This window comes from Methylocystis sp. JAN1, from assembly GCF_052186135.1.
Classification (GTDB): domain Bacteria; phylum Pseudomonadota; class Alphaproteobacteria; order Rhizobiales; family Beijerinckiaceae; genus Methylocystis.
Window position 1 is genome coordinate 436,802 of the sequence record NZ_CP181499.1, and the last position, 12,309, is coordinate 449,110.

General features: G+C 65.7%; 13 protein-coding genes. 7 read left to right on the forward strand and 6 right to left on the reverse strand.

What is annotated here, in order from left to right; all coding sequences use genetic code 11:
• Positions 1 to 12 precede the first annotated feature (12 nt).
• Positions 13 to 1,398 (forward strand): heme biosynthesis protein HemY, encoded by a 1,386-nt coding sequence (locus tag ACNHKD_RS02055; protein ID WP_442755472.1) that lies wholly within the window; start codon positions 13 to 15, stop codon positions 1,396 to 1,398.
• A 13-nt stretch (positions 1,399 to 1,411) separates the two neighbouring features.
• Here the strand turns inward: ACNHKD_RS02055 and ACNHKD_RS02060 are convergent, their stop codons facing one another.
• The 3 genes from ACNHKD_RS02060 to ACNHKD_RS02070 are packed head-to-tail and all read right to left on the reverse strand — an operon-like array spanning position 1,412 to position 3,763.
• Positions 1,412 to 1,984: a Smr/MutS family protein gene (locus tag ACNHKD_RS02060; RefSeq protein WP_442755473.1), complete on the reverse strand. Its 573-nt coding sequence runs from the start codon at positions 1,982 to 1,984 to the stop codon at positions 1,412 to 1,414.
• A complete protein-coding gene (mltA, locus tag ACNHKD_RS02065) occupies positions 1,981 to 3,072 on the reverse strand; it encodes a murein transglycosylase A (protein ID WP_442755474.1) in 1,092 nt (363 codons plus the stop codon). Before mltA ends, ACNHKD_RS02060 begins: the two co-directional genes overlap by 4 nt.
• A 4-nt stretch (positions 3,073 to 3,076) precedes the next feature.
• A complete protein-coding gene (locus ACNHKD_RS02070; RefSeq protein ID WP_442755475.1) occupies positions 3,077 to 3,763 on the reverse strand; it encodes a Tim44/TimA family putative adaptor protein in 687 nt (228 codons plus the stop codon).
• A 129-nt stretch (positions 3,764 to 3,892) separates the two neighbouring features.
• Between ACNHKD_RS02070 and ACNHKD_RS02075 the strand changes: the two genes are divergently transcribed.
• Entirely contained in the window at positions 3,893 to 4,363 is a 471-nt protein-coding gene (locus ACNHKD_RS02075; RefSeq protein WP_442755476.1) for an FxsA family protein, read from the forward strand.
• A gap of 76 nt (positions 4,364 to 4,439) precedes the next feature.
• Positions 4,440 to 4,925 (forward strand): protein-export chaperone SecB, encoded by a 486-nt coding sequence (secB, locus tag ACNHKD_RS02080; protein WP_442755477.1) that lies wholly within the window; start codon positions 4,440 to 4,442, stop codon positions 4,923 to 4,925.
• A gap of 66 nt (positions 4,926 to 4,991) precedes the next feature.
• Here secB and dnaQ read toward each other — a convergent pair whose 3' ends face one another.
• The 3 genes from dnaQ to ACNHKD_RS02095 all read right to left on the reverse strand — a co-directional run bounded on the left by dnaQ (position 4,992) and on the right by ACNHKD_RS02095 (position 7,112).
• Positions 4,992 to 5,717, reverse strand: coding sequence for a DNA polymerase III subunit epsilon (dnaQ, locus tag ACNHKD_RS02085; RefSeq protein WP_442755478.1), 726 nt, complete (start codon positions 5,715 to 5,717; stop codon positions 4,992 to 4,994).
• Between the two features lie 166 nt (positions 5,718 to 5,883).
• On the reverse strand, positions 5,884 to 6,477 hold the full coding sequence (coaE, locus tag ACNHKD_RS02090; protein WP_442756814.1) for a dephospho-CoA kinase: 594 nt from the start codon (positions 6,475 to 6,477) through the stop codon (positions 5,884 to 5,886).
• 8 nt (positions 6,478 to 6,485) lie between these two features.
• A complete protein-coding gene (locus tag ACNHKD_RS02095; RefSeq protein ID WP_442755479.1) occupies positions 6,486 to 7,112 on the reverse strand; it encodes a Maf family protein in 627 nt (208 codons plus the stop codon).
• A 430-nt stretch (positions 7,113 to 7,542) separates the two neighbouring features.
• Here ACNHKD_RS02095 and hemE point away from each other — a divergent pair, with 430 nt between their 5' ends.
• The 4 genes from hemE to mnmE all read left to right on the forward strand — a co-directional run bounded on the left by hemE (position 7,543) and on the right by mnmE (position 12,299).
• A complete protein-coding gene (gene hemE, locus ACNHKD_RS02100) occupies positions 7,543 to 8,574 on the forward strand; it encodes a uroporphyrinogen decarboxylase (RefSeq protein ID WP_442755480.1) in 1,032 nt (343 codons plus the stop codon).
• Positions 8,575 to 8,581: 7 nt separating this feature from the next.
• Positions 8,582 to 9,001: a protoporphyrinogen oxidase HemJ gene (gene hemJ, locus ACNHKD_RS02105; RefSeq protein ID WP_442755481.1), complete on the forward strand. Its 420-nt coding sequence runs from the start codon at positions 8,582 to 8,584 to the stop codon at positions 8,999 to 9,001.
• A 212-nt stretch (positions 9,002 to 9,213) separates the two neighbouring features.
• Positions 9,214 to 10,479, forward strand: a complete 1,266-nt coding sequence (rho, locus tag ACNHKD_RS02110) for a transcription termination factor Rho (protein ID WP_442755482.1) — start codon at positions 9,214 to 9,216, stop codon at positions 10,477 to 10,479.
• Between the two features lie 518 nt (positions 10,480 to 10,997).
• Entirely contained in the window at positions 10,998 to 12,299 is a 1,302-nt protein-coding gene (gene mnmE / locus ACNHKD_RS02115) for a tRNA uridine-5-carboxymethylaminomethyl(34) synthesis GTPase MnmE (RefSeq protein WP_442755483.1), read from the forward strand.
• The last annotated feature ends 10 nt before the right edge of the window (positions 12,300 to 12,309 follow it).

Here is a 12,309-nt window from a genome sequence, read left to right on the forward strand (position 1 = left end):
GGAGCGTCCTCCATGCTTTTCATCTTCCTCTTCATCATCGCGCTCGCCGCGGCCTCTTACGGTCTCGAACTGCTGATCGAGCAGCCGGGCTCGCTGACGCTCGAATTCGCCGGCCAGCATGTCGAAATGTCGATCCCCGTCGCGGTCGCCGGCCTGCTGCTGCTGATCGCGGCGATCATCATCGTATGGGCGATCGTCGTCGCCCTCGTCCGCCTTCCGGGCCGGGTCGCCGGCGGCTCGCGCGAGCGGCGCAAATCGAAGGGCCTCGACGTGATCTCGCAGGGCCTCGTCGCGGTCGGCGCCGGCGACGTCGCCAAGGCGCGCAAGGCGGCGGGACTGGCGGAAAAGCTCATTCCCGACGAGCCGCTGACGCAGATGCTCGTCGCGCAAGCGGCGCAGCTCGCTGGCGACAAGACGAGCGCCGCCAAGGCGTTCCACAAGATGACGCTCAATCCGGAAACGAAGCTTCTCGGCCTGCGCGGGCTTCATATCGAGGCCAAGCGCCGCGAGGACGCCGAAGCCGCGCATCACTTCGCGAGCGCGGCCCATGAGATCGCGCCGCTGCCCTGGGCCGGCTCCGCCGTGCTGGAGCATCTCGCCGCGAGCGGGGAGTGGGAGAAAGCGCGCGAGGCGCTGGAAAAAAGCGTCGCCTCCAAGGCGATCGACCTGCCGAGCGCCCAGAAGCTCCGCGCCGTCATCGAGACGGCCATGGCGATCCAGAGAGAGCGCGAGCATCCGCATGACGCGCTGCATCTTGCGCGGCAGGCGCTGAAACGCCGGCCGGGCTTCACCCCCGCCGCCGCGACCGCCGCGCGCGTCCTCATCCGCCATGGCGACCAGAAACAGGCGCTGAAGCTCATCGAAGGCGTTTGGGCGACCGATCCGCACCCTGATCTCGCCGAGGTCTATCTGCAAGCCCTGCCCGAGGAGACCAACGCGCAGCGTTTGTCCCGGATGGAGCGTCTCGCCAAAATGGCGCCGCAGGCGCCGGAGAGCCGCCATATCGTCGCGCAGGCCGCACTCGCCGCGCGCGATTTCAAAAAGGCGCGCGAGGCGCTCGCGCCGCTGATCGCCGACGGGCGGCACCCCAGCGCCCATAGCTGCCTGCTCATGGCGGAAATCGAAGACGCGGAATTCGGACCGAGCGGGCCGGTGCGCGAATGGCTGGCCCGCGGCTCGCGCGCGCCGCGCGACCCGGCCTGGATCGCCGACGGCATGGTTTCGCGCCATTGGCTGCCTCTGTCGCCCGTCTCCGGCCGTCTCGACGCTTTCGAATGGAAGACCCCGCCGCACTCCGCGCAGCATCTGACGGAAGAGGGGCGCCCGAACATCCCGGCCGCCTTCCTGGCGAAGCCGGAAAAGGCGCCGGAGATCACGGCGCAGGCGGTGGAGTCGTGAGGGCTCGCGCCGCTCACGCTCCCCGATGCCGATCCGCCCGGCGGATCTGCACATAGAGCGCGCCTTCGCCGCCGTGATGGCGCGCGGCTTCTCCGAAGCCCACCACCACGTCGCGCAGATTCGGCGCCTGCAGCCACATGGGCACGACACGGCGCAGCACGCCGCCTTCCTCGCGCGACAGGCCCTTGCCCGTGACGACGATGGCGACTTTGGCGCCGTCCGCCTGCGCGCGGCGCAGGAAGACGTTCAGGACGCGCTGCGCCTCGTCCTGCCGCATGCCGTGAAGATCGAGCTTCGCCCCGATGTCGAGGCGCCCGCGTTTGATCTTCACGCGGGTGCGATGGTCGATCCCGACGAGCGGCGTCGGGAGCTTCGGCGGCGCGGGGCGGTCGCGATGAGGGACGGGCGCTGGGCGCGATTCGCTCAAAGGCTCCGCAACGGCGTTCAAAGCCGGCGGGGACGGCGATTCGACGATCGGCGCCGGCCGGGCGCGGAAAGGGCTCACGCTGGCCGTGACCTTCATCCAGAGCTCGGCTTCGGCGCGCGTCAGCCGGCGCAGCGAATAACGGCGCTTGTCCTCCGTCACGGCGCGGCCTCCTCCCTTGGCAGAAAGACAATGAAATCCGCGATATGCCGCACGCGGCCCGCGAGCGAGCCAGCCCGCGCGCCCGCGCCGAAAAAGAGGTCCGCGCGCGCCTCTCCCACTATCGCCGACCCCGTATCCTGCGCGATCATCAACCGCTCGAACCCCGTCTCCGCCTCGCTCACCCACGGAACGCGCGTCGCGATCCAGAAAGGCAAGCCGTAACTCCAGATCGACCGGTCGACGGCGATGGAGCGCAGCGGCGTGAGCGCCACCCCCTCGCCGCCGATGGGCCCGAGCCGCCGGTCGTCTGAATCGTCCAAGCTGAAGAATACATAAGATCGGTTTTCCTGCATCAGCCTTCGGCCTGGCTGATCGGGCCCGACTCCCATTTTGCGCAGCGTCGCCTTCAGCTTTTCGAGCGACATCTCGCTTTCCGGCGCGAGACCCCGCTCGATCATCAGGCGGCCGATCGACGTGTAGGGCCAGCCATTGCGGCCGTCATAGGTGAGGGCGGCTGTCTTTCCATCGGGCAGGCGCAGGCGGGCGGACCCCTGCACCTGCATGAGGAAAAGCTCCACAGGGTCGCTGAGATAAGCGATGGGGACGGAACCTGTCGCCGCGCCTTCCTCCTCGATCGCCCGGCGGGTCGGATAGGAGGTCAACGCCCCGTCCGGCAGGCGCCGGGCGCTGGTCAATGTCTCGCCCGTGGCGGCCGACAGCGGCGAATCGTTGAGCGTGACGAGATCGGGCGGACGGGAGAGCGCCGGCGTCCCGAAACCGGGCTCCGGCGCAAGGCGCGCCTCGACTTCGGGTTCGTAATAAGCGGTGACGAAGCCTTTTTTGCGCAGGCGCCAAGGCTGAAACCGGCGGCGGAAAAACGCGTGCCCGTCAATGTCCCCGGAAAGCGCGGCGCGGGCGGCCGCGGTCAGGCCGGGAGACGGCCGACGGGCGGCGCGCTGTTCGCCGGCGCCGGAAACGAGATGCGCAGCGGAGCGCCTGAAGGCGGAAAAGGCGGCGTCGAGATCGTCCGCATCGAAGCCGGCGATCGCCCCGAAGGGGATCGGCTCGATATCCGCCTGCCTCCGCACGGGCTCAGGCGGGACGCGTGGCGGTGAGCTTCCAGTTCGGATCCGCGGCGCGGGGATCGCGCGCGAAAGTCCAGAGTTCCTCGACGGGCGCGGTGCTCCCGCCCTCTATGATCTCGCCGGCCTTGTCCTTGCGGACATTCATCAGCCGCACGGCGAAGCGCACGGCGATCTCGTTGAGGCGCGGCGCGGCGCGGGCCGATTCGACCAGCGCCGTGTCGATGGCGACGACCGCGGTCTCCACCGTCTCGCCCGCCGCCTCGCGGCGCGCGATCTCCCCCGCGAAGCCGTCGAAGACCTCCTTGGAGAGGAGCGGGCGCAGCGTGTCGCGGTCGCCTTTCGCGAAGGCCGAGACGATCATCTCATAGGCGCGGCGCGCGCCGTCGAGAAAAGCGTGCCCGTCGAAGCGGGGATCGGCGGCGGCGATGGCGTCGAGCCCCTCGGCGGCGGCGCCCTGCTCGGCGACGCCGTTCCAGCGGTCTTCATGACGCACGGGCGGCAGGTCGTCCTCCGGCGGCGCGCCCGGCAGGGTCGCCGGCCCAAGGGGCGCGCGGCGCGGCTGGAATTGCGCAGGCGGCGGCGTCTCCCGGTCGACGCGCACGCCGAGCACGGAGCGAAGCTTCCACACGACGAAAATGGCGAGCGCCGCGAAGACGATGAGCGACGGGTCGAAAGGTTCGCCGGTCGGCGACATTGATCTCTCCCGGAATTCTGTCATGTCGGCTACCATGTCGCGGCTCGCATGTCACGAATCAAGGGCCGCGCGGATCGCCGCAGGCGATCCGACGCGCAAGCTTTTGCGGGCGCGGGAGAGTTGGGAAGCGTGAACGACAGGACGAAGCTCATCGCAGTTGCGCTTGGCCTGTGGCTGACGCTGGAGATCGTGGCGTTCGCCTTCGTCCTGAGGTCGGTGGGCCTGCTCGTCGCGATTCTCCTCGGCCTCGGCACGACGGCGCTGGGCCTTTCCGACGTGAAGCGTCTCCTGTCCGTCTGGCGTGAGCGCGGGAGGCTGCGCGCCGAGGGCGCCATGCTCGACGGCGCGTTGCAGGCCTTCGCCTCCTTCCTGCTGATTCTGCCGGGCTTCGCCTCCGACGTGCTGGGCCTTGCGCTGAAATCGCCGTCGGTGCGCGCCGGAGTGACGAACCGCATTCGCAATCGCGGAAAAAGCCCGAAAAAGCCCGATGGGCCGCAGACCATCGACCTCGATCCCCGCGAATGGAAGCATCTGACCCCGAGCGGCCGGCCCAAGCGCAAGCGCAAGAAGCCCGACGGCGCTTCGCCGTCGGTCCGCTGAGCCTTGTTCCGCGTCGGGAGACGTGTTAGGCGGGCGCCACTTCTCGCCTCAAGGCGGCATGGCTGGAGATTCCGATATGTCTGACACGAATGGAAACGGCGCAGGCGCCGGACAGGGCGGCGCTCCGGCCCTGAACGCATTGGTTCAGTATCTCAAGGATTTCTCTTTCGAGAACCCCAACGCTCCGAATTCGCTCGGTCCGCAGGAAAAGGCGCCGAACATTTCCATTCAGGTCAATGTCAACGCCAAGCAGCTCGCGACGACCGACTTCGAAGTCTCGCTGGCCCTCGACGCGCAGGCCGGGGAAGGCGCCGACGTCCTGTTCAAGCTGGACCTGGAATATGGCGGGGTCTTCCGCCTGCTCAATATTCCCCAGGACCAGATTCACCCGATCGTCATGATCGAATGCCCGCGCCTCCTGTTTCCCTTCGTGCGCCAGATCGTGGCGGACGCGACGCGCGACGGCGGCTTTCCGCCGCTCTATATCGACCCGATCGACTTCGTCGCTCTCTATCAGCAGAAGGCCGCCGAAGCCGCCCAGCAGGGAACGGCGAACGCCTGAGCGCGGGGCGCATTCAGCGAAAAGGCGGTTCCGGCTTTTCACCGGGCTTTGGCGTCAATGTCGAATTCAAGCTGCGGAGGGCGATTGCTCTCCGCTTTCTTCTTTCTGAGGCAAGTATCTGTCCCAGATCACGGTCTTTGAAAGAGCGGCGACGAAGGCGCGATGCGCCTCGATCTCTCCCGCCGTGAGGCGGTTCGCCAGCGGCTCGGGTCGGGCGCGGAGAAGATCACCGGTCTGGGCGCGGCGTGCGACGCTCACCGTCGCAAGCGACAAGGCGGCCTGCCGGCCGCCGCGCAATTCCGCATAGACTTCCGCGAGCAGACCCGCGTCCAGAAGCGCCCCGTGCTTGTCGCGGCGCGAGAGATCGACGCCGTAGCGCTGGCAGAGCGCGTCGAGCGAAGCGGGGCTTCCAGGATGAAGCCGGCGCGCCATGGCGAGCGTGTCGACGATGCGCGCCGGCGCGAGCGGCGGCAGGTTCAACATCGCGAATTCGGCGTTGACGAACCGCACGTCGAACTCGGCGTTATGCGCGACCATCGGGGAATCCTCGATGAAATCGACGAAACCCTGCGCGATCTCGCGAAACTTTTTATGCTGCGAAAGAAACTCGCGCGAGAGGCCGTGAACGCGAAAGGCTTCCTCCGGCACGTCGCGCTCAGGATCGATATAGACGTGAAAGACGCGGCCGGTCGGAATGAGATTCAGGATCTCGACGGCGCCGATTTCGACGACGCGGTCCCCTTTCGACGGATCCAGGCCGGTGGTTTCCGTGTCGAAGACGATTTCGCGCATGCTTCCTTCCACCAATCGAAAAGCGACAGAAAAAGGCCGACGATCCAACAATGGCGAACCGGCGAACTCATCCAATCCAGGATAAAGGGAAGCGGATCGAAGATGAAGCCAAGCCCGTCGGGCGCGGATAGAACGACGCTCCCGGGCCTTCGCAAAGAGGCTGCGTTCAGCCTCCCGACCTTCTCGTGAGATCCTCCAGGATCGCCTGGACTTCCTTGCGCGCTTCCTCGAGCCCCTTCTCCGTATGCACGACGAAATTCGCGCGAGCGCGCTTTTCGGCGTCTGGAACCTGCTTGGCCAGAATGGCTGCGAATTTCTCTTCCGTCATGCCCGGGCGCGCGAGAACGCGGGCCTTTTGCACATCTTCCGGCGCCGAGACGACGACGATGGCGTCGACCGTCTTGTCGGCGCCGGTCTCGAAAAGCAGCGGCACGTCATAGACGACGATCCGCGCCCCTTTTTCTTCCTGCTCTTTCAAAAAGGCGTCGCGCGCCGCCCAGACCAGCGGATGGACGATGTCCTCCAGTTTTTCCAGCGCTTGCGGATTTCCCAGCACGCGCTCGGCGAGTCTGGCGCGGTCGACCGCGCCGTCCGCCGTCACGCCGGGAAAGGCGGCCTCGATCGGCGCGACGGCGGCGCCGCGATAAAGGTCATGGACGATCCGGTCCGAATCGAGCACCGGGACGCCCGCCTCGCGGAACATCTCGGCGGTCGTGGATTTGCCCATGCCGATTGAGCCGGTGAGGCCGATGCGGATCATCCTGCCGCTCACGAGATCAACGCTCCCTCGCGGCGCAATGCGTCGAGCAATGGCAGGATTGGCAGGCCCATGATCGTCCAATGGTCGCCGACGACCTGCGAGAAAAGCTGCGCGCCGAGTCCCTCGACCTGATAGGCGCCGGCGCTGGCGAGCGCCGCCTCGCCCATCTCGTTGAGATATGCGGCGATGAATTCCTCGCTCAGCGGCCGCATGGTCAAATCCGCGTGGGCGACGGTCTCGAAAAGAACCGCGCCGTCGCCAAGCAGCGCGACGGCCGAATGCAGCCGATGCGAACGGCCGGAGAGGAAGCGCAACAGCTCGGCCGCCTTCTCGATCGTCTCCGCCTTGCCGAAGACGCGGCCCTCGCAGCTTGCGACCTGATCGGCGCCGAGCGTGAGCCGGCCCGGCGCTTTGGCCGAAACGACGGACGCTTTCGCCCGGGCCAGGGCGAGCGCGATCGCGTCCGGCCCGACCGCGCCAAGCCCGGCTTCAATCGCGCGCTCGTCGACATCCGCCGGACGCGACTCGAAAGGAAGCCCCGCCTGCGCCAGCACCTGACGTCGGCCGGCGCTTTTCGAGGCGAGAATCAGCGGCGCCTCGGCGCGCCAGAAGGAAAAGACGGGATTTTCGTTCACGCTTCTATCCACAGGCCAGGCTGGAAAGCACGGAAAAGCGGGGACAATTTCGGGGTCGCGCGAGCGGCCCTGTCGACGGCTGGGCATAACCCGCCAAAGCTTTCCACAAGGACGCCCTTGTCGAAAGCGGAGCCGTGAATCTCCCGCACAAGACTCATACACAGCGGAAGGTCCCGTTCTCCACAATGGACTGACTCTGCAACATCATGAAAAATAAGAGATTCATTCGTTATCCCCGGGATGTCCGGCGCGGCCTGCGAATCTGTTCAGAACCGGCTCGCCTGTGGGCAAAACGTTAATAGAACGTTAACCAATGCGACCCAATGGTTAACAAAAGATGAATCAGCTCTTTTTAAAGGTATTTTTATTTTTTGGACTTTCGCGCTACCACCTTTCTCGCCTTGGCTGAGCGATGCGAGGAATTTGGGTTTTGTCGAACGAAAAACGTCTGATTTCGGCCCTGCGGGGCGCGGCCCACCAAATCCCGCCCATGTGGCTCATGCGCCAGGCGGGGCGCTATCTCCCCGAATATCGAGAGCTGCGCGCGAAGGCGAAGAGCTTTCTCGATTTCTGCTATACGCCGGCTATGGCGGCCGAAGTGACGTTGCAGCCGATCCGCCGCTTCCATTTCGACGCGGCCATTCTCTTCTCGGACATTCTCGTCATCCCGGACGCCATGGGGCAGAGGGTTTCCTTCGAGTCGGGCGAAGGCCCCCGCCTCGATCCGATCGAGACGTCGGAGGCGGTCGACCGGCTCGGCGCTTTCGACGCCGAAAAGCTGTCTCCTGTTTTTGAGACCATCGACCGGGTGAAATCCGCCCTTCCCCCGGACGTGGCGTTCATCGGCTTTTGCGGCGCGCCCTGGACCGTCGCAAGCTACATGATCGCCGGCAAAGGCACGCCGGACCAGGCGCCGGCGCGGCTCTTCGCCTTCAAGCGCCGCGCGGCTTTCCAAAAGCTCGTCGACCGGCTCGTCGAGGCCTCGGCCGACTATCTCATGCGGCAGATCGACGCAGGCGTCGAGGCCGTGCAGATTTTCGATTCCTGGGCCGGAATTCTGCCGGCGAACGAGTTCGAGGCCTGGTCTGCGAAGCCCATTGAGCGGATCGTGGCGACGCTGAAGGAAAAGCGCCCGGGCGTCCCGGTGATCGCCTTCGTGCGCGGCGCCGACGCCCATCTGCCCGGCCTGACCCGGCGACTCGGAGCGGACGGCTATGGGCTCGATACGGCGCTGGACCCCAAATGGGCCGTAGCGGAGACGGCGCCGTCGGTCTGTCTGCAGGGCAATCTCGATCCACTGGCGCTCCTCGCCGGCGGCGAGGCGCTCGACCGCGAGGTGGACGCTATCCTCGCGGCGTTCGCCGGGCGGCCGCATATCTTCAACCTCGGCCACGGCATTCTGCCGCAAACGCCGATCGAGCATGTCGAGCGATTGATCTCGCGCGTGCGCGCCGAAAAATGAGCCGCTGATGTATCTTTGGATCAAAGCGCTTCACGTCATGGCCATCATCTCCTGGATGGCCGGGCTGTTCTACCTGCCGCGCCTCTTCGTCTATCATGCCCAGGTCGGCCCCGGGGCGCAGTCGGAAACCTTCAAGATCATGGAGGCGAAGCTGCTGCGCGTCATCATGCGCCCCGCCATGACCGTGTCCTGGGCGACGGGACTCTATCTCGCCTTCGCAGGAGAACATTGGCGCGACGGCTGGTTTCACGTGAAACTGGCTCTCGTTCTGGCGATGACGGCCGCGCATTCTTACGACGCCGTGCTCGTCAAGGCGTTCGCTGCCGACGCCAATCGGCGCTCGCATGTGTTCTACCGCTATCTGAACGAGGTCCCGACCCTGCTGATGATCGGGATCGTGACGATGGCGGTCGTCAAGCCCTTCTAAGGATCGTCGCCGCGTGGCCGCTATGGCGCCGCCTCTTGCATTTGGACAAAAAACGCTTTAGAGACGGGACGCTCACCTCAATAGGCAGCCTGTCGCAACGCGACTCGCCGGCATGTCCGCTTGGCGACGGCGTGACTCCCGGTCCATCCGACCTGCCCCTTCCCCTTAAGAAAAGTCTGATCGCTTTGGAACTTACGGCCAAGGAAATCCCCATGCGGGAAATCAAACTCAAGGACTTGAAGGAAAAGTCCGCGGCGGAACTGCTTGCTTTCGCGGAGGAGCACGAGGTCGAGAACGCCTCGCTCCTGCGCAAGCAGGAACTGCTCTTCGCCATCCTCAAACAATTCGCGGCGCGCGATGTCGAGATCGTCGGCGAAGGCGTGGTGGAGGTGCTGCAGGATGGTTTCGGCTTCCTGCGTTCGCCCGACGCGAACTATCTGGCCGGGCCCGACGACATCTATGTGTCGCCTTCCCAGATCCGCAAATTTGGCCTGCGCACCGGCGATACGGTCGAAGGCATCATCCGCAGCCCGAAGGAAGGCGAACGCTATTTCGCCCTGCTGAAGGTCAACACCATCAATTTCGAGGATCCCGAGAAGGTGCGCCACAAGGTGCCCTTCGACAACCTCACCCCGCTCTATCCGGACGAGCGCCTTAAGCTCGAAATCGACGATCCCACGAAGAAGGATCTGTCGTCCCGCGTGATCGATCTCGTGGCGCCCATCGGCAAGGGCCAGCGCGCGCTGGTCGTCGCGCCGCCGCGCACGGGCAAGACGGTTCTCCTGCAGAACATCGCCCAATCCATTACGACCAATCACCCGGAATGCTATCTCATCGTGCTGCTCATCGACGAGCGCCCGGAAGAAGTGACCGACATGCAGCGATCAGTGCGCGGCGAGGTCGTGTCCTCGACCTTCGACGAGCCGGCGGTGCGTCACGTGCAGGTCGCGGAAATGGTGATCGAGAAGGCCAAGCGCCTGGTCGAGCATCGCCGCGACGTGGTGATCCTGCTCGACTCCATCACGCGCCTGGGCCGCGCCTACAACACGGTCGTGCCTTCCTCGGGCAAAGTGCTCACGGGCGGCGTCGACGCCAACGCCCTGCAACGCCCGAAGCGTTTCTTCGGCGCCGCGCGCAATATCGAGGAAGGCGGCTCGCTGACCATCATTGCGACAGCGCTGATCGATACCGGCTCGCGCATGGACGAAGTCATCTTCGAAGAGTTCAAGGGCACCGGCAACAGCGAGATCATTCTCGACCGCAAAGTCTCCGACAAGCGCGTCTTTCCGGCGATCGACATCACCCGCTCCGGCACCCGCAAGGAGGATCTGCTCGTCGCCCCGGACATCCTCAAAAAGATGTATGTCCTGCGCCGCATCCTCAATCCGATGGGCACGGTCGACGCGATCGAGTTCCTGCTCGGCAAGCTGCGCGAGACGAAGGGCAATCAGGCCTTCTTCGATTCGATGAACACCTAGATGGCGCTGTGTTTGGGCCGAAAGGCCTGAACGCAGGCGACGCCAGTGATCCTAAAGGCGTAGAGCGCGCTCCAGTCGATGCTCGCGCCGCCGCTCTGAAAAGCCCCGCGCGCGCGGGGCTTTTCATTTCCCGCTTTCGCCATGATAGAATTTCATGGGCAGGCGGTTTGACGACGCGAGGCTTCCGATCGCTAATGTCCGGGTCGGGATCCCGCGCGCCCGCCTTGCGGCTTGAAAGGGCCGGTGGTCGCCGCGGCCGAAAAGATGCCTGACATGCCCTGTCCTTTTTTGTGCACCGCAAAATAATTCGCCGGAATCCACGCGGATTGCTTAGCGGGCGGCTGGACGTCTTCCGCGGAACTTGCATCCATGGCGCGCGTCGGCGATAGGATCAGCGGCGCCGAAGCCGCGATTCGCACCGGCGCGCTGGCCATCCTTTTCCCCCAACTATATCGGATGCGCCTTCTGGATCGCGCCGCGGAACGACCGAGCGCGCCCCTTCAGAAGGCGCTTATGGATTGACTGTGGAAACCATCTTTGCCCTCGGCACGGGCGCGGGGCGCGCCGCCATCGCCGTGATTCGCCTCTCCGGACCGGCGGTTCGGGAAACGCTCGCCTCCTTCGCCGGCGCTCTGCCCGCGCCTCGGCGGGCTGATTTCGTTACGCTGCGCGACCCCTCGAATGGCGAGACGCTGGATCAGGGGCTGGCGCTGTTCTTTCCGGCGCCGCACTCCGCCACGGGCGAGGATTACGCCGAACTGCAGATCCACGGCGGCCGGGCCGTGATCGACGGTGTGCTGTCGGCCCTCTCCCGCCGCTTTGGCCTGCGTATGGCTGAGCCGGGCGAATTTGCCAGGCGCGGTTTCGCCAATGGCAAGCTGGACCTTTCACAGGCGGAGGCGCTCGCCGATCTGGTCGACGCCCAGACGGAGGCGCAGCGCCGCCAGGCGCTTCGGATCGCCGGGGGCGCGCTGCGACGAAAGGTCGAAAGCTGGCGGCTCGCCCTGATCGACGCGCTGGCCCTGATCGAGGCGGAACTCGATTTTAGCGACGAAGGCGATGTCGGGCGTTTTGACGACGCCAGGCTGCGCGCCCTGCTCGACGAACCGCGCGAGCAAATGCGGGCGGCGCTCCGGATCGCGCCTGCTTCCGAGCGGATGCGGGAGGGCTTTCTTGTCATGATTCTTGGCCGGCCCAACGCTGGGAAATCCACCTTGCTGAACGCACTCGCGCGTCGGGAAATGGCCATCGTCTCCGCCACGCCCGGCACAACGCGGGACATGATCGAGGCGCATCTCGACCTTGAAGGCCTGCCGCTGACCTTTGTCGACACGGCGGGGCTGCGCGACGCGGCGGACGAGATCGAGCGAATTGGCGTCGACCGGGTTTTGGAGCGGCTCGACACCGCGGATCTCGCGCTGTGGCTTTCGCCCGGCGGACAAGAAGCGCCCGCCGCCCCGGCTACGGTCGAGTTGCTGAAGGTGGCGACAAAAAGCGACTTGTCCCCGGCGCCTGAGGGCTGGCTCGGGCTCTGCGCGCGGAGCGGTTCGGGTTTGGAAATCCTGCTGGGGGCGGTTGCGGATCGTGCGAAAGCGCGGCTCGGAGACGGAGCGTCGGCGCTGCTGATTCGGGACAGGCATCGGATCGCGGTATCCTCCGCCCTCGCGGCGCTGGATTCCGCGCTTGCCTTCGAAAAGGACTTGGAGTTTATCGCGGAGGACTTACGTTCGGCTGCACGGGCGCTGGGGCGTATCGTCGGCGCGGTGGATGTCGAAGATGTCCTCGACGCCGTGTTCTCACATTTCTGCATCGGCAAATAGGCGGGCTGTT